At 39.3% G+C, this 16,648-nt stretch carries 15 protein-coding genes and 6 tRNA genes; 19 read left to right on the top strand and 2 right to left on the bottom strand.

Going from position 1 to position 16,648, the window contains the following annotated elements; genetic code table 11:
- Positions 1-1,203: 1,203 nt before the first annotated feature.
- The 3 genes from AC1ECF_RS16165 to AC1ECF_RS16155 all read left to right on the top strand — a co-directional run bounded on the left by AC1ECF_RS16165 (position 1,204) and on the right by AC1ECF_RS16155 (position 2,461).
- Entirely contained in the window at positions 1,204-2,133 is a 930-nt protein-coding gene (locus tag AC1ECF_RS16165) for an L-lactate dehydrogenase (protein WP_480390461.1), read from the top strand.
- Between the two features lie 164 nt (positions 2,134-2,297).
- Positions 2,298-2,372 (top strand) — tRNA-Asn (locus AC1ECF_RS16160).
- A gap of 15 nt (positions 2,373-2,387) precedes the next feature.
- Positions 2,388-2,461: transfer RNA gene (locus tag AC1ECF_RS16155), tRNA-Thr, on the top strand.
- 198 nt (positions 2,462-2,659) lie between these two features.
- On the opposite strand, the gene AC1ECF_RS16150 is transcribed toward AC1ECF_RS16155, so the two are convergent.
- Positions 2,660-3,010 (bottom strand): DUF1428 family protein, encoded by a 351-nt coding sequence (locus tag AC1ECF_RS16150; RefSeq protein ID WP_480390460.1) that lies wholly within the window; start codon positions 3,008-3,010, stop codon positions 2,660-2,662.
- A gap of 15 nt (positions 3,011-3,025) precedes the next feature.
- Positions 3,026-3,766 carry an MBL fold metallo-hydrolase gene (locus tag AC1ECF_RS16145; RefSeq protein ID WP_480390459.1) on the bottom strand — a complete coding sequence of 247 codons (741 nt, stop codon included), beginning with the start codon at positions 3,764-3,766 and terminating at the stop codon, positions 3,026-3,028.
- A 237-nt stretch (positions 3,767-4,003) separates the two neighbouring features.
- On the opposite strand from AC1ECF_RS16145, the gene AC1ECF_RS16140 reads away from it, so the two are divergent.
- The 16 genes from AC1ECF_RS16140 to AC1ECF_RS16065 all read left to right on the top strand — a co-directional run bounded on the left by AC1ECF_RS16140 (position 4,004) and on the right by AC1ECF_RS16065 (position 16,648).
- Positions 4,004-4,079, top strand: a tRNA-Val gene (locus AC1ECF_RS16140).
- Between the two features lie 23 nt (positions 4,080-4,102).
- Positions 4,103-4,186: transfer RNA gene (locus AC1ECF_RS16135), tRNA-Tyr, on the top strand.
- Between the two features lie 6 nt (positions 4,187-4,192).
- Positions 4,193-4,267 (top strand) — tRNA-Gln (locus AC1ECF_RS16130).
- Between the two features lie 21 nt (positions 4,268-4,288).
- A tRNA-Ala gene (locus tag AC1ECF_RS16125) sits at positions 4,289-4,361 on the top strand.
- A gap of 280 nt (positions 4,362-4,641) precedes the next feature.
- Positions 4,642-5,211 (top strand): GNAT family N-acetyltransferase, encoded by a 570-nt coding sequence (locus AC1ECF_RS16120; protein WP_480390458.1) that lies wholly within the window; start codon positions 4,642-4,644, stop codon positions 5,209-5,211.
- 69 nt (positions 5,212-5,280) lie between these two features.
- On the top strand, positions 5,281-6,186 hold the full coding sequence (rocF, locus tag AC1ECF_RS16115) for an arginase (protein WP_480390457.1): 906 nt from the start codon (positions 5,281-5,283) through the stop codon (positions 6,184-6,186).
- A gap of 161 nt (positions 6,187-6,347) precedes the next feature.
- Complete coding sequence (sigW, locus tag AC1ECF_RS16110) at positions 6,348-6,923, top strand: RNA polymerase sigma factor SigW (protein WP_480390456.1); 576 nt, start codon at positions 6,348-6,350, stop codon at positions 6,921-6,923.
- 11 nt (positions 6,924-6,934) lie between these two features.
- Positions 6,935-7,558, top strand: a complete 624-nt coding sequence (locus AC1ECF_RS16105) for a zf-HC2 domain-containing protein (protein ID WP_480390455.1) — start codon at positions 6,935-6,937, stop codon at positions 7,556-7,558.
- A gap of 133 nt (positions 7,559-7,691) precedes the next feature.
- Positions 7,692-8,528, top strand: coding sequence for a diadenylate cyclase CdaA (gene cdaA / locus AC1ECF_RS16100; RefSeq protein ID WP_480390454.1), 837 nt, complete (start codon positions 7,692-7,694; stop codon positions 8,526-8,528).
- Positions 8,521-9,801 (top strand): CdaR family protein, encoded by a 1,281-nt coding sequence (locus AC1ECF_RS16095; protein WP_480390453.1) that lies wholly within the window; start codon positions 8,521-8,523, stop codon positions 9,799-9,801. Before cdaA ends, AC1ECF_RS16095 begins: the two co-directional genes overlap by 8 nt.
- A 37-nt stretch (positions 9,802-9,838) precedes the next feature.
- Positions 9,839-11,191 (top strand): phosphoglucosamine mutase, encoded by a 1,353-nt coding sequence (gene glmM, locus AC1ECF_RS16090; RefSeq protein WP_480390452.1) that lies wholly within the window; start codon positions 9,839-9,841, stop codon positions 11,189-11,191.
- 343 nt (positions 11,192-11,534) lie between these two features.
- Complete coding sequence (locus AC1ECF_RS16085; protein WP_480390451.1) at positions 11,535-12,047, top strand: type 1 glutamine amidotransferase domain-containing protein; 513 nt, start codon at positions 11,535-11,537, stop codon at positions 12,045-12,047.
- Between the two features lie 215 nt (positions 12,048-12,262).
- Positions 12,263-12,712 (top strand): Lrp/AsnC family transcriptional regulator, encoded by a 450-nt coding sequence (locus AC1ECF_RS16080; RefSeq protein WP_480390450.1) that lies wholly within the window; start codon positions 12,263-12,265, stop codon positions 12,710-12,712.
- A gap of 519 nt (positions 12,713-13,231) precedes the next feature.
- Positions 13,232-14,173: a nickel ABC transporter permease gene (gene nikB / locus AC1ECF_RS16075; protein WP_480390449.1), complete on the top strand. Its 942-nt coding sequence runs from the start codon at positions 13,232-13,234 to the stop codon at positions 14,171-14,173.
- Positions 14,174-14,191: 18 nt separating this feature from the next.
- Positions 14,192-15,088, top strand: coding sequence for an ABC transporter permease (locus AC1ECF_RS16070; RefSeq protein ID WP_480390448.1), 897 nt, complete (start codon positions 14,192-14,194; stop codon positions 15,086-15,088).
- Between the two features lie 18 nt (positions 15,089-15,106).
- The gene (locus tag AC1ECF_RS16065; protein WP_480390447.1) at positions 15,107-16,648 is read left to right on the top strand and encodes a glutathione ABC transporter substrate-binding protein; all 1,542 of its coding nucleotides are present in this window, start codon (positions 15,107-15,109) and stop codon (positions 16,646-16,648) included.

The raw sequence follows: 16,648 nt of genomic DNA, 5'->3' as shown, positions 1-16,648 counted from the left end.
GGTCTCCCCCTGTGAGAGTAGGACGTCGCTAGGCAACAGCAAGGCCGTCACCGAGTCAAATCGGTGGCGGTCTTTTTTCTATTGGTCTGAATATCCTTGAAGGGGAAAAGTTATGCCCTATCTGATAGAGTCATTATTGGTAAATGGACATACTCTCGTTCAGGGCGGAAATACTATCGGATGGATGCAGATCACTCTCGTATAGAAGTGGATTACTCTCGGATAGAGCAGATTTATTCTCGTTCAGCAGCAATACTCTCGTTCGGGAAGCATGTACTCTCGGATAAGCCGAATTTATTCTCGTTTGCACCAGACTAGAATGAGGAGTATATCCCGAGGCAGTCTCCCACCCGGCAACTACTATATAAATAGATGAAACTAGTATGGTGAAGGGCATGGCCGAAACTTGCCAGTCTCCTAGATAAGCGGAGGATTCCAAAATTCTATCCCTGTCAGAGACATCATAAGATTTACTCTCGTTCAGAGGAGCAATACTCTCGGATAGATGGTGGTTACTCTCGTATAGCCGTGGGTTACTCTAGGATAGAGCAGATTTACTCTCATTCAGCAGTAATACTCTCGTTCCCGGAGCATTTATTCTCAGACAAGCCGATTTTACTCTCGTTCGTGCCAGACTAAATAAATGGATATCAGTGCCGCATTCCTATCAATATAAAAAAGTTATAATGGGGATAGTAAAATAATAATTCTTTGCAGACTAAAAAATTCTTAGTTAAAAAGGAAATCTTTTAATCCCGTACATAAAATTCGACATTTATGCGCAAAATAGTTGTATCTAATTTCCAAAAAAATCATCTATGATTTGTTGTAACATAGGACTTGTGGACAGAAAAGGAAGTTTGCGCTCCCTAATATAAGCTACTATAATAAAGATTGCATTCGGCGATACATATGAAGAAGTAGTTGCCCATTTGGAACCATCTATACGGTATGTTCAACTACATCACCTGAACCAATTTTTAATCAAAATGGAACACTGTTCTGGATCTAGCTTGAATTTGGATGGACAGGTGTATTGTGAAAAGGATTACCTAAAAATAGTAGTTCACTCTTAGTACATACAAGTCATTACTGTGCGACATACTTTTTACTGGTGTAATAAATACTTTAATTTAAGACATACTAACAGCGAGCGTTGAATGTATATCTGACTATTTTTGATTCTATATATGAGGTGATTTAATGAGAAAAGTTGTTTTAGTTGGTTGCGGTGCGGTTGGTACTGCTTATGCATATAGTCTAGTTAACCAAGGGGTTGTTACTGAACTTGTACTAATCGATGCTAATAAAGAAAAAGCAGAGGGTGAAGCAATGGACCTTGTGCATGGTATGGCAGTGGCAACAACGAACATGAAAGTTAGTGTTGGTACCTATGAGGAGTGCAAGGATGCACAACTAATTGTTATTACGGCCGGAGCCAACCAGAAGCCTGGTGAAACGAGATTACAACTCGTAGAACGCAACACTCGAATTATGCAATCTATTGTTCAGGAGATTAAAAAAAGCGGCTTCGATGGAATTCTTCTCATTGCTTCCAACCCAGTTGATGTGATGAGTTATGTAGCATACAAGGAAAGCGGCCTGCCTGCGAACAAGGTCATTGGTTCAGGAACTACCTTGGATACAGCTCGTTTCAAGGTACTTTTAGGAGAGTACTTTGAAGTAGATCCAAGGAATGTTCATGCAGTTATCATCGGTGAGCATGGTGATAGTGAACTAGCTGTATTCAGTCAAGCTAATATTGGGGTAGAATCGCTGGAAGATTTCTTGGAAAGACGAAATAATCCAAATGATAAAGAAAAACTCAACTCGATCTTTAACGCAGTTCGTAGGGCTGCTTATGAGATTATTAATCGTAAAGGTGTTACGAATTTCGGAATAGGAATGTGCTTAACAAGAATCACGAAGGCTATTCTCAATAACGAGCATTCTATTCTTCCAGTTTCTTGTTTATTGAACGGCGAATATGGCCAAGAAGATATCTATATGAGTGTCCCAGCCGTTGTAACATACGAGGGTGTGAAAGAAATTCCTACCTTAAAGTTGAATGAAGAAGAGACAAAGCTATTCAATCAATCAGCAGAAATTCTACGTAAAACGAGAGTAAACTAAAACTCCTTTTACAAGAAAATAACCATGGTATAGTTACCGTGGTTATTTTCTCTTATATTCTTTTTTAAAAAAAGCTGTATAAAATAAGGGTACAAAAACATACTAATGAAAGAAATTGATACTTGAAAAAGTTTGTTAAATTACCTATAATTATATCTAGACGTTCCGAAGTAGCTCAGTGGTAGAGCAACCGGCTGTTAACCGGTTGGTCGTAGGTTCGAGTCCTACCTTCGGAGCCATTTTTATGTTAATTTGCTTCCATAGCTCAGTTAGGTAGAGTGCTTCCATGGTAAGGAAGAGGTCACCGGTTCGAGCCCGGTTGGAAGCTTAATTGAAAAACAAAAAGCGAATCTCCAAAGATAATGGAGAGTCGCTTTTTTCTGTCTGTCTAGAATTTACCATGCTGTCCAAACAGAGAGTAATTGATAAGTATTAAACAATAGGTAGTAATGCTAGTTCATAAATGAAAAAGCGACTTTGTGATTGGCTCTGTTAAGACAATCACAAAGTCGCTTTTAAATGGACGTTATGGCATTCCAAATTCGCCGCGGACAGTTCTGCTCATATCAATCACCTTTGTCATTTGGTTATATAGCGTATTAATCCGTTCGTCCTGATCAACTTTCTCCAATACCTGAATCTGATGTCTCTTATTATGATAGCGGTTAATTTCCATCATCAGTATTTCTTTTTCAAGCAGTTCTACAGCAGATACCATTCCGGCACAACCGTATTCAGGCTGAATGGATGTAGCGACATATGTTTCACTTTCGATAGCGCCATACTCTTTATAGATGCGTTCGGCCTCTCGATTAATCTGTAAAAATTGTTCTTTATTTTCTTCAGTTACTGGATAAAGATAAATTTCTAAATACATGAGCGCCCTCCTTACTTAGGATGAAAACTTATAAGAGTACAGCGGTCTTGCTAGCCTTATTTTTTCTTTTCGTTCTATCTGCAGCTTTGCGTCCTCGGTATCGTAACCACTATGATAGTGCATTAAAATCATTTTTTTAGTTAAGGATGAGTCAAGCGCTTTTATTTCCTGTAAGCTAGGGTGGGAAAGGATGGGAAGATCCCACATATGACAGTCGTGAAAGATGGTATGAACATTTAGAGAATGAAGCAAAGCCTCGTTGACTATGGAATCACCACTGTAATAGAAATACGGCTCTGCTAATAATCCGTAACTGATCATCTGGGGAATATGATCTGTGCGGATAATACGAAATGATTGGCAAGCTATATAGAATTCTTCCTCTGGTCGAACGAGCGTTACATGAAAATAATCCTCCAATTTTTTCGGACCGTTAGTAGATAGCCCAAGTCCCTCCTTCAATGTATTCCATAAGCCTTCAACCAAATCCTCTGCAAGATAGAGATTTATTTTTCCTTTCCCAAGGATTGTCTTATAATGTGCTAGCTGCTGTAGACCGTTTATATGATCTTCATGGAGATGGGTGATGAATAAATGCTCTACAATATTTAAGTCAAATCCTAATTTCTGAAGCGACTGTCGATTAGTCGCTGGAAAGTCTATAAATAGGCGAGTATTGTTCCATTCAATAAATGCGCTATTATGTCCGATTCTATCTGGTAGAAAGTCTCCGGTTCCAAGGAAGGTTAATTGCATAAAGGTACACCCTTTCTGTCATAATTATGCTTTAGTTTAAGTATCTACCAATGGTAACAGAAAGAAAAGTACTACCTGGATAACTCGCTAAAAACTCTTGCCAAACAACCTATAAAAAAGTAGAATGATTACATAGTTCTTTTTAGAAAACAGATATCTTTTTTTAAAAAAGTGCTTGTTTCGAAAAGGTGCTTATGATAATATATTTATTGTCCGGTTTTTCAATAAAACCTACATGGAGGATTAGCTCAGCTGGGAGAGCATCTGCCTTACAAGCAGAGGGTCGGCGGTTCGAGCCCGTCATCCTCCACCATTTTAATTTATTTAATATAGCCTGGAGGGGTAGCGAAGTGGCTAAACGCGGCGGACTGTAAATCCGCTCCTTAGGGTTCGGCGGTTCGAATCCGTCCCCCTCCACCAGTTTTTTGGGGTATAGCCAAGCGGTAAGGCAACGGATTTTGATTCCGTCATGCCCTGGTTCGAATCCAGGTACCCCAGCCATTTTACACATCACCCTGATATGGGGCCTTAGCTCAGCTGGGAGAGCGCCTGCCTTGCACGCAGGAGGTCAGCGGTTCGATCCCGCTAGGCTCCATCCTAAAAAATCCTTTCCACCTTTCAGGCGGGAAGGATTTTTTCTTATTGTTCAGCTTCAGCGCTTTGCACCTCGAGGTCAAATGGGTGCCGACTGCCTCCTCGCAGTCCTTAATTTGCTTGTCGAGGCATGCCTTGTGCTTTCTTAATAGGACGATAAGTATTTCTTTTGTATGTATTTTGTTCTCTTTGAAATTTGCTTTCAGGAAAGTATGCTAGAAATAGCAATTCACGACTCACAGCTATTATTTATCTTCCACTATATAAAAAGAGGTGTACGGATGCTAAATTATCAAAATGTTACACTACGTCCTTTAAAAGAAACTGATTTTGTGGAATTATGGAGGCTGTTTGAGCCGGAAATATTTGAATTTATGTTACATAAAGTAGAAACACAGAATCAGTTGAATAAGTGGCTTCAGGCAGGTATTGACCAGATGCGTGAGAGGAAGGCTCTTACTTTTGCTGTAGAGCATACCGATACTAAAGAGATAATGGGAACTACACGGATTTATGGTATCGATTATACAAATAAGTCTTGTGAAATCGGCTCAACCTTTTACGGAAAAAGGTTTCAGCGAACGAATGTGAATACGGCATGCAAATATCTTTTATTAACATATTGTTTTGAAGATTTGCAGCTGATACGTGTTCAACTTAAAACAGATGAACAAAACCTCTCCTCCCAACGGGCGATTGAGCGAATAGGGGCAAAAAGAGAGGGCGTTCTTCGGAATGAAAGAATTCGTTCAAATGGAGTGGTAAGGAATACCGTTATTTATTCTTTCATTGATGAAGAGTGGGGAAAAACGAAAACCCATCTTTTTCAACTGTTGCATAAATATACGTGAGTTTGCGCTGTTGAGCCATATGAAATTTGGAATTACAATAGATGTATGAATTGAAAGGGGCTTAAAAACATGAATCATTTAAACCTATCCATTATTGGAGTTCCAATGGACTTAGGTCAAAATAGACGTGGAGTAGATATGGGTCCTAGTGCCATTCGTTACGCAGGAGTAGTTGAGAGACTAGAAGCACTTGGCCATCATGTGAACGATTTAGGGGATATTCCTATCGGTAAAAATAATCCAGAAAAGACGCCTCATGAAAAGCTTAGAAACTTACAAGATGTTATAGAGGGTAATACAGCGCTTGCTAATAAAGTACATGAGGTAGTAGCAAAAGGTGATTTCCCATTAGTGCTAGGCGGAGATCATAGTATTGCTATTGGAACGCTTGCTGGATTATCTGATCGTTATGAAAATATGGGGGTTATTTGGTATGATGCCCATGCAGATATGAACACAGAGGAAACGACGCCTTCAGGTAATATTCATGGAATGCCACTTGCGGTCAGCATGGGGTTAGGACATGAGGCGCTAGTAAATATCCGTGCGTATGCTCCAAAAATAAAACCGGAAAATCTAGTGATTATTGGTGCAAGGTCCGTTGATCCAGGCGAAAAAGCGCTTATTAAAGAAAAGGGTATTAAAGTATTTTCGATGCATGAAATTGACAAGCTAGGAATGACAGAAGTGATGAATCAAACAATCGCACATTTTCTAGCTCGTAAAGTAGATGGGGTTCACCTATCACTTGATTTAGATGGCATCGATCCGTTGTACACTCCTGGAGTAGGAACACCGGTGCCGGGTGGAATAAGCTATAGAGAGAGTCACTTGGCAATGGAAATGCTTTATTCCTCTGGTTTAATTACTTCCGCTGAATTTGTTGAGGTAAACCCTATACTTGATGAAAGAAATAAGACTGCTGATGTAGCGGTAGCACTAATGGGTTCTCTATTTGGTGAAAGTTTAATATAAAAATGAGTCAAAAAGTAGACAGATTTGTCTGCTTTTTCTTTTTTTATTTAAACACAAAGAGCTATTTCTTTGATAAAATTAAATTTAGATGAAAAAAATGAAACCTGCTGACACCTCGTACGTATAGGTAAGACAGCCGCATGGAGCGGAGGGAAATCTCAATGGATGCGTTAGTTAACAAAAGAATAAAGCAAGTGTTAAAAGGTGACAAGGATGCTTTTGCGGAAATCGTGGACCTTTACCAGCATAGGTTATATCAGGTTTGCTATCGTATGCTTGGGAATCGTCATGAGGCTGAGGACATTGCTCAGGAAGCGTTCGTACGTGCATTTATCAATATTCATACGTTTGATCAAAAAAGAAAATTTTCCACATGGCTATATAGAATTGCAACGAACTTATGTATAGATCGTATAAGAAAGAAAAAGCCAGATTATTATTTAGACGCGGAAGTAAAGGGTACAGAAGGATTAGACATGTATTCTCAAATAGCTGCCTCTGAGGAGCTTCCAGAAGAAGAATTGATGAAGCTAGAGCTGCAAGATAGAATACAGTATGAAATTAGCAGACTACCAGATAAGTATCGTTCAGCCATTGTCTTAAAGTATATGGAAGAGCTATCTTTACAAGAGATAAGTGAGATATTGGATCTGCCGCTGGGAACTGTAAAAACGAGAATTCATCGAGGTCGTGAAGCACTTCGTAAACAATTGAGCAAACAAGCCAATCTATTGTAGGAGGAATCATCATGAATGCGTGTCCAGAACGAATTGTTCACTATATGCACGAATACTTAGATGGCGAAATAAGTCGTGAACATGAGCTGGAGCTCAAGGCGCACCTACAGACATGCAAAGAGTGCCAGGCTCATATGCATGAGCTCAGTGATGTAGTTGCTTTTGTGAAGGGCGCGGCTCATGTGGAGGCGCCAAATAATTTCACTATGTCTGTTATGGCGAGACTTCCAAAGGAAAAATCGCATACCGGTGTAAGTAGATGGTTTCGCCATCATCCTGTTTTGACTGCTGCTGCAGTATTTCTTGTATTAATGAGCAGCATGCTATTCTCATCATATCAAGATGACCAGCAATTCTCTTTCACAAAGCAAGAAAACGTGATAGTAGAAGGAGAAACGGTTATCATCCCTGAAGGACAAGTCGTAAAGGGAGACTTAGTTGTAAAGAATGGGAATGTACGAATAGATGGAGAGCTAGATGGTAATTTGACTGTTATTAATGGAACAAAGTACATGGCTTCTACAGCAAATATTACCGGTACTTCCGAAGAAATAAATGAGGTCTTTGATTGGCTATGGTTTCATATAAAGAATAGTGTGAAAGAAGTAGGCTCGTTTTTCAAGAAAGATGAATAAGGGCAAGCTGGAAGAGTGCAGATAGATATTTTAATGTCTGCACTTTTTTTGCGTTCTTCGAAAGAGAATTAAAACACGCTTATATGTTATAATGAGAACATATGGATTCGTGAGGAAAAGTGGGGGATGCCACATGTCGTTTATGGAGCAATTTACCGATTTTATGCCAGTAAACGTAATTGTAAATATTTTAGATGTTTTATTGGTTTGGTTCGTTATATATAAAATTATCACCCTTATTAAAGGGACAAAAGCTGTTCAATTATTAAATGGTATATTTATTATTGTTGTAACAAAAATAATGACTGACTTTTTAGGATTAGATACCCTTGGCTGGATATTAAGTCAAGTTATTAACTGGGGTTTTTTAGCAATTATCATTATTTTTCAACCGGAAATTAGAAGGGCACTAGAACAGATTGGGAGAGGGAAGCTATTCTCTCGCGGCTCCCAACATGAACAAGAGGAGCAGGAGCGTTTAATCGATGCAATGACGAAATCTGTGAGCTATATGGCGAAGCGTCGAATTGGAGCGCTGATCTCTATTGAAAGAGAAACTGGGCTAACAGAGTATATAGAAACAGGGATACCTTTAAATGCGAATCTTACTTCTGAGCTGTTGATCAATATCTTTATCCCTAATACCCCGTTACATGATGGAGCTGTCATTGTACAGAAGAACAAAATAACCTCTGCAGCATGTTATTTGCCTCTATCAGAAAGTCCGTTCATTTCTAAAGAACTTGGCACACGTCATAGAGCGGCTATAGGGCTCAGTGAAGTAACAGATGCTGTTACCATTGTAGTATCAGAAGAAACTGGTGCAGTTAGCATAACCTCAAATGGTGATTTGCATCGGAATCTTTCCATGGATGAGTTTAAGGTGCATTTAAGTCGACTTTGGTTCGGAGCAACGGAGGAACAGGTGACATCCTCCAAGTGGTTGAGGAGGGGTAAGCAAAATGGATAAAATGTTAAGTAATCCATGGATTCTAAGAATTATTGCCCTTGCCTTAGCAATTCTGCTATTTGTCTCTGTTAAATCGGAATTTGATACTTCCGATCAAAATACAAGCGGTACCGACGTAGAGGTCTTAAGAGATGTTCCCTTAGAAGTATACTACGATGATGAAAATTCAGTCGTAACAGGAACGCCTGAAACTGTAACAGTTAACATAGAAGGACCTGCTCAGCAGGTTAAATCTACAAAGGTGATGAAGGATTACAAAGTCTTTGTAGATTTAAGAGAATTAACCTATGGAGAGCACCGAGTAGCTATTTCAACTGAATCCTTTTCTGATAAGCTTAAAGTTAAAGTAGAGCCTGCTTATATAGATGTCGTAATAGATGAACGTATATCAGAAGAATTTGTAGTTGAATTAGACATGAATGAGAGCCTGCTAGCAGATAATTACGTGATTGCTGATACGTCAGTAGAGCCAAGAGTAGTTACAATTACGGGTGCAAAAGGCGTTATAGATAGCATCGGTTATGTAAAAGCGACCATTACTGGTTCGAATGGAATAAATAAATCCTTTGAACAACAGGCCAGCGTTCGAGTACTAGATTTGGACTTAAACAAACTAGATGTCATGGTCGAACCTCGAACAGTGCTAGTAAAGGTCGGAGTAGAGGAGTATAGTAAGGAAGTTCCGATTGCTTTAGGTAGAGAAGGCTCGCCTAAAGAAGGAGTGACTATCCGTTCACTGACTACGGAAACGGAGAAAATTAGGCTTTATGGACCGAAATCCGTTCTAGATAAAATTAAACAGTTAAATGTGGATGTTGATATTAGCAAGATAGAGGAATCGGGCAATTTTGACTTGAAACTCTTAGTACCAGAAGGTGTCACAAAGCTATCCACGGAAAAAATAAAAATTAGGGCTGAAGTGACGGTAGTTGAACCAGAGGAACAAGGAAACGAGGAACAAGGAAATAAAGAAGAGGATGTATCTTCCTCCATCACCGAAAAATCATTTGAAAATGTGCAAATTGTGGTGAATGGGCTTGCTGAAAATTTAAGAAGTAGCTTTCATTTTCCTGAAAATGGGGTAATCACAGTAGTGGCGAAAGGGCCACAGGAAGCTTTGGATAAAGTACAAGCTAACAACATTTCCATATACGTTGATGCTAAGAACTCCGAACTTGGAGAAACAGTACTGCCTATTCAAATTGATGCCCCATCTAATATAGAGTGGGAAACATCTGAATCCGAAGCAACACTAATGATAACAGAAGCTTAAAACGTAGGATAACAGGTTATTAAGGAGAGTTGATCAAATGGGAAAATATTTTGGGACTGACGGCGTACGAGGTGTAGCAAACTCAGAATTAACACCAGAGTTAGCATATAAACTAGGTCGCTTTGGAGGATATATTTTAACAAGAGAGGCAAAGGACCGAGCAAAGGTAGTAATAGGCCGAGATACTCGAATTTCGGGTCATATGTTAGAAGGCGCGTTAGTAGCTGGTCTCTTATCAGTAGGAGTAGAAGTAATGCGTCTTGGTGTAATTAGTACGCCTGGAGTAGCCTATTTAACTCGAGTAATGAGTGCTGATGCAGGAGTCATGATCTCAGCTTCTCATAATCCAGTCGCAGACAATGGAATCAAATTCTTTGGATCAGATGGGTTTAAGCTATCAGATGCACAGGAAGAGGAAATTGAGCGTCTAATAGATGCGGAGCAGGATGAGTTGCCTCGTCCGACAGGAGGAGCTATTGGTACAGTTTCTGATTACTTCGAAGGTGGTCAGAAGTATATCCAATATCTAAAACAAACTATAGATGAGGACTTTGTAGGGATTCACGTTGCGCTTGACTGTGCAAACGGTGCTACCTCTTCGTTAGGAACACATGTATTTGCTGACTTGGATGCCGATTTGTCTACAATGGGTGTATCTCCAAACGGATTAAACATTAACGAAGGAGTGGGATCCACACATCCAGAGGGTCTTGCAAAGTTCGTGCTGGAAAAAGGAGCAGACGTTGGTCTAGCCTTTGACGGTGATGGAGATCGATTAATTGCAGTGGACGAAAAAGGGAACATCGTAGATGGAGATCAAATCATGTATATCCTGGCCAAATATCTTCACGCAAATGGTCGTCTTAATAACAATACAGTTGTCTCTACAGTAATGAGTAATATGGGCTTCTATAAAGCGTTGGAAGAAAACGGAATGAATAGTGTGAAAACTGCCGTTGGAGACCGTTATGTTGTAGAGGAAATGAAATTGAATGGATACAATCTTGGTGGAGAACAATCTGGTCATATTATCTTCTTAGATTACAATACAACTGGCGATGGTCTACTAACAGGCGTACAGCTAGTGAATATCATGAAGGTTACTGGAAAGAAATTATCAGAGCTTGCTGGTGAAATGAAAGTTTTCCCTCAAAAGCTAGTGAATGTACGTGTGACGGATAAGCATGCGGTAACAGAGAATGAAAAGGTAGCTGCTGTCATTCAAGAAGTAGAAAAAGAAATGGCTGGCAATGGCCGTGTATTAGTTCGTCCTTCCGGTACAGAGCCACTAGTTCGTGTCATGGTAGAGGCTTCGACAGAAGAAAGCTGTGAAAGCTATGTCAATCGAATTGCAGAAGTGGTAAAAGCTGAAATGGGCTTAGAAGAATAAAGTGAACTTTGATTGGTGGGGGGGTCTTTCATCCCCCACCAATCATTAGTTGAACCAATCGGGCTTTTAGGGACAGTTGATCTCCCACTTCGCTGTCTACTGTCTTTTGCCAGCTTGAAGTCGGAGTCTACTGTCCCTTAATGCGGGATAAATACTAGAGTGTAATAAAAAGGGGTGTCCCATAAGTTTTCTACTTATGGAACACCCTTTCGTTTTTTCCTACGAATTCGTTCCTATGGTTCTCCAAATGAAATTCTAACATAGCTCTTTGAATCTCTTTCGAATGTTTAATCCCTTTTAAATGTGGAATTATAAAAGAGAACAAACAATAAGGAGTGAGAAGATGGCTAAAGTGGCAACATTAATCACAGATATGTTTGAGGATGTAGAATATACAGAGCCTGCTAAAGCGTTAACGGATGCAGGACATGAGGTATTTACGATTGAAAAGGAAGCTGGCAAGGTTGTGACTGGGAAAAATGATGAAGCAAAGGTAACCATCGATTATAATATTGACGACGTAAACCCAGCTGACTTTGACGCATTATTCCTACCTGGAGGCTTTTCTCCAGATATTTTACGCGCAGATGATCGTTTTGTTCAGTTTTCAAAAGCATTTATGGATGCAAAGAAGCCAGTATTTGCAATTTGTCATGGTCCACAGCTACTAATTACCGCTAAAGCATTGGAAGGAAGAGATGCTACTGGTTACACATCAATACGTGTAGACTTAGAAAATGCAGGGGTTAAATTCCATGATGAAGAAGTGTTTGTATGTCAAAACCAATTGGTAACAAGTCGTACACCAGATGATATACCAGCATTTAATCGTGAAATTGTAAAACTATTGGCTTAAAAATGATATGGAGCAGGTGGGGATCTAGCATTCCTGCCTGTTTTTTTTTATACATACTTAAATTCATAAGACGGGGATAAATCTCAATATCTTACTAATATTTCTTTTAGAATGATATGGCTCATTAAATTTTACATTGTGGTAAAATAATTGTGAATTTTCTTTCAAAAATACATGTTATGCATTAAGATAGAATATTAAAGGGGTGAGAAATAATGGGAATTGATGCCACAGACCGTAAAATACTAGAGTTACTGACCGCAAATGCGCGTTTATCATATGTCGATATCGGAAAAGAATTAAACCTTTCTAGAGTTGCAGTTAGAGAAAGGGTGCATCAGCTACAAAGGGAAGGCGTTATTGAGCGCTTTACAGTAGTTATTAACTCGGAGAAGGTAGGGAAAGGTGTTTCCGGTTTCTTTGAGGTTGATTGTGAGCCATCCTCACTTGTAGAGGTAGCAGAAAAATTAGCGAATAATCCAAGTGTAGCGAGCTGTTATCAAATGACTGGGCCTTCTACATTACATATGCATGTGCTGGTAGACGATTTTGTCAGCCTAGAAAAATTCATCAATGAAGAGCTTTATGCACTTGAAGGGATTACGAGAGTAGAAAGTCATATTCTGTTGCGTAGATTTAAGAGCAGGAGCGGTTTGAAGCTATAAAATGCCAAAAGGAAGAATGGTATTAACTTCTTCTGCTTTTGAAAATGCACAACTTGTTGCCATAAACCCAGAGTTTATGGTTTTTTATTGTCCCATATTAACACCATACTCCTTACCCCACGAGGTCAATATCTACTTTTTAAGCACTCCTCTTTTCCCTAAATACTCTTTTCTGTCCTCCAAATAAGAGCTATCATTCCAAAGAATATAAATGAATCTTGCAAGTAGACAATTATTAGCTAAGTAGTCTTTTTTACAAAATGAATGTAAGCGTTTTCTCCTTTCGTACATATGTATTTATACAATGTGACAATGAAATGGAATATATATATGCAAAATGTAATTAATCTATAACTAATAAACTCAAAAAGTAAAGAAAATATAGAATAAATAAATTTATTTGAAAATTCATATAGATTTTTCCTTTTTTATGTACTATAATCAGAAATATTAAAAAACAGACATTTGTTAATTAAAACAGTTAAATAGATTAACAAACGTTGAAGGGTGGGTGAATGCATGATTAATCTAATTGTCCGAAGAGGGATTCAACTAGTTTTATTGTTATTAGGTATTTCTTTTTTAGTATTTTCGTCCATGTACATAGCGCCGGGAGATCCGGCAACGATGGTGGGAGGACCTACAGCAACAGAGTCAGAATTAGAGGCGATCAGAGACGATTTGGGATTAAATGATCCTTTTCTTGTTCAATACGGTAGGTATCTGAAAGATGCGGTACAGGGAGACTTCGGTTACTCCTATCAATCGAAGCAGTCGGTATCAGAAGCTATTGCCATACGCTTTCCAAACACCCTAAAGCTAGCGGTTGCCAGCATGGTTGTAGCCATCATTATTGGTGTGATTGCTGGACTTATCTCCGCTTTAAAGCAGAACTCTTGGCTGGATGTGAGCTCTACAACTCTTGCATTAGCCGGAATATCGATCCCTAACTTCTGGCTTGGAGCATTATTAATTCTTGTATTCGCAGTGAATCTGCAATGGTTACCTGTAGGTGGTCTATCAGAGCCGTTTTATACAACGGAAGGGTTTAAGCAATTGATCTTACCAGCTATTACTTTAGGAACAAGTGCAGCTGCCATGATAGCTAGAATGACAAGGTCTTCCGTATTAGAAGTAGCTAGAGCAGATTATGTACGAACTGCTAGAGCGAAGGGTGTCAAAGAGAACAAGGTCATTTGGGTTCATACTTTAAAAAATGCCTTAATTCCTGTAGTAACAGTCATCGGTGTGAACTTTGGTGGATTACTTGGTGGAACGATTATTACGGAGAAGGTTTTCGCGATTAATGGAGTAGGACGTTTAATGATAGACGCGATAGCTCAACGTGATTTCCCAATGGTTCAGGCATCTGTGCTTTTAGTAGCAACCCTGTTTGTAGTGGTGAATCTTTTAGTAGATATTATTTATACCTTTATAGATCCAAGAATTAGCTATGACTAAGAAAGGAGGAAGCATCATATGACGAATGCAGCTTCAGTTCATCCGAATCAATTAACGACTCCAAAGAAAAAAGACAAAGTCTATGTGACAACAATGAAGCGGCTACTGAAAAATAAATTAGCTGTTATCGGACTAATTCTCATTATCGGGCTAGTCTTGATGGCAGTGTTTGCCCCCTGGTTAGCTACACATAATCCAGCTACACAGAATTTAAAGGCAAGTGAGCTTCCTGTATTTTCGGAAGGACATTGGCTAGGAACAGATAACTACGGGAGAGATGTTTGGTCAAGATTAGTATACGGCTCAAGAATTTCTCTTCTAGTAGGATTGGCTGCAGTAAGTCTTGGGCTTTTCGGTGGTATTATCCTCGGTTTGCTAGGTGGTTATTATAAAAAGCTAGATGCAATTATCATGAGAATAGTAGATTTACTTTTCTCTTTCCCTGGTATTCTTCTAGCAATGTTAATCATTGCAATTCTAGGAACGAGCCTAGTAAATGTAGCAATTGCAATTAGTATTTGGTCTATACCCAGCTGTGCACGTATTGTCCGAGGCTCCGTCCTCTCTATCAAGCAAAAAGAGTATATTATGGCGTTGAAATCATTGGGAGCATCAGACCTACGAATTATGGTCAGACATATCTTGCCAAACGCAATGGCTCCTATCATAGTTTTTGCAACCATGCGTATGGGTACCGCAATCTTATCTACCGCATCCTTAAGCTACTTAGGATTAGGGGCTCAGCCTCCTACACCGGAGTGGGGTGCGATGATTTCGCAAGGACAAAGCTTTATGTGGACATCTCCACACTTGACGATCATACCGGGAATAGCAATTATGCTTACCGTATTTGCGTTCAACGTCTTAGGAGACGGTTTACGAGATGCATTAGATCCAAACATGGATATTCAATAAAAATTGGGGGAATAAAAAATGAAGAAAAAATGGTTAGTCGTACTACTATTTGTCGTATCAGTTATCTTAGCAGCGTGTTCAGGTGGTGATTCAAGCGAGAAAGAAAGCGGCTCGGGATCAGATATAAGTGGAAAAACATTCACATATGCCTCTACAACAGATGCAGTTGGACTTTCGCCAATTCTAACAAATGACTCAGCTTCAGCGAATGTAACTGAGCAAGTATATGAAACACTTTTTGCACGAAACGTAGAAACAATGGAAATTGAACCGAAATTAGCAGTTTCTTATGAAAACCCCGATGAAAATACATGGGTATTTAAATTAAGAGAGGGAATAACATTCCACGATGGTACTCCATTTAATGCAGAGGCAGTAAAATACACTTTTGAAAAAATGCGCGACCCAGAAACAGCTGCACCTCGTGCATCTCTATTTGAACCAGTAGAAGAAATTATTGTAGAAGACGAATACACACTGAAAATTACAACGAAATATCCGTACGGAACTTTCTTAGCTGGATTAACACATTCAAATGCAGCAATTGTTAGTCCCACCGCTGATCAGAAACAAGACTTAATGAAGGAGCCTGTTGGAACAGGACCATTCAAATTTGTGAGCTGGACTCCTGGAGACCAATTAGAGCTAGAGGCGAATGAAGAATATTGGGATGGAGCTCCTGATTTAAAGAAAGTAGTCTTCAAAGTAGTACCAGAAGTGTCTACGGCAATCTCCATGCTACAAACTGGAGAGGTTCAACTAATTGATAACCTGCCAACAGAGCAAATTGGTCGTTTAGAATCGATGAAGGATATTGAGATAGAAAAAATCGAAGGTTCACCAGTTTACTATTTAACGTTCAATCACCAAAGAGAAATGAACCAAGACCCAGAATTCCGTGAAGCAGTAGCTTCAGCAATTGATCGTGATGCTTTTGTTTCTAAGTTAAATGGCCTAGGAGTAAGAAGTGATAGTGTTATCGGACCAAAGGTATTTGGCTACAACGAGACAGCAGACAATGCAGGAACTCCTTTTGATGTAGAAAAGGCAAAAGAACTAGTGGAGAAGAATGGATATGGTGACAAGCCAATCAAACTTTTAACAGCAAACCGTGCTAACACTACTTTAATGGCTGAAATCGTGCAAGCGCAGTTAACAGAAGCAGGTTTTAAAGTGGAAATTGAATCTATGGAATGGGCAACATTCCTTGATACGGCTCGTGCTGGAGAATACGATTTAACTTTCTTGAGCTGGTCAAACGTAACAGGAGATGGCTCGGAGCTATTCTATCCAAACTTCCACAGTGACAATGTAGGAAACTCAAACAGAGCACAATATAGCAACCCAGAATTTGATGAGGTAGTTATGAAATCTCGTACTACTGTGGATCAAGAAGAACGCGCGCAACTATTAGATCAAGCAAATAAGCTTATGCTAGAAGAAAACGTAGCGGTAGTTATGTACCATGGCGTGGTTACCTCTGCTATGAACAATGCTTACACTGGTCTAGAGCTAGATCCTAATGGTAAATGGGCATTAAAACATGTTACAGGAAAGTAG

This window comes from Psychrobacillus sp. Z3-81 (assembly GCF_056620325.1).
This window is presented reverse-complemented; position numbering and strand designations above follow the sequence as displayed.

Coding starts and splice junctions, on each gene's coding strand:
- AC1ECF_RS16165 (WP_480390461.1), top strand. CDS start 1,204: ATGAGAAAAGTTGTTTTAGTTGGTTGCGGTGCGGTTGGTACTGCTTAT.
- AC1ECF_RS16150 (WP_480390460.1), bottom strand. CDS start 3,010: ATGTATTTAGAAATTTATCTTTATCCAGTAACTGAAGAAAATAAAGAA.
- AC1ECF_RS16145 (WP_480390459.1), bottom strand. CDS start 3,766: ATGCAATTAACCTTCCTTGGAACCGGAGACTTTCTACCAGATAGAATC.
- AC1ECF_RS16120 (WP_480390458.1), top strand. CDS start 4,642: ATGCTAAATTATCAAAATGTTACACTACGTCCTTTAAAAGAAACTGAT.
- rocF (WP_480390457.1), top strand. CDS start 5,281: ATGAATCATTTAAACCTATCCATTATTGGAGTTCCAATGGACTTAGGT.
- sigW (WP_480390456.1), top strand. CDS start 6,348: ATGGATGCGTTAGTTAACAAAAGAATAAAGCAAGTGTTAAAAGGTGAC.
- AC1ECF_RS16105 (WP_480390455.1), top strand. CDS start 6,935: ATGAATGCGTGTCCAGAACGAATTGTTCACTATATGCACGAATACTTA.
- cdaA (WP_480390454.1), top strand. CDS start 7,692: ATGTCGTTTATGGAGCAATTTACCGATTTTATGCCAGTAAACGTAATT.
- AC1ECF_RS16095 (WP_480390453.1), top strand. CDS start 8,521: ATGGATAAAATGTTAAGTAATCCATGGATTCTAAGAATTATTGCCCTT.
- glmM (WP_480390452.1), top strand. CDS start 9,839: ATGGGAAAATATTTTGGGACTGACGGCGTACGAGGTGTAGCAAACTCA.
- AC1ECF_RS16085 (WP_480390451.1), top strand. CDS start 11,535: ATGGCTAAAGTGGCAACATTAATCACAGATATGTTTGAGGATGTAGAA.
- AC1ECF_RS16080 (WP_480390450.1), top strand. CDS start 12,263: ATGGGAATTGATGCCACAGACCGTAAAATACTAGAGTTACTGACCGCA.
- nikB (WP_480390449.1), top strand. CDS start 13,232: ATGATTAATCTAATTGTCCGAAGAGGGATTCAACTAGTTTTATTGTTA.
- AC1ECF_RS16070 (WP_480390448.1), top strand. CDS start 14,192: ATGACGAATGCAGCTTCAGTTCATCCGAATCAATTAACGACTCCAAAG.
- AC1ECF_RS16065 (WP_480390447.1), top strand. CDS start 15,107: ATGAAGAAAAAATGGTTAGTCGTACTACTATTTGTCGTATCAGTTATC.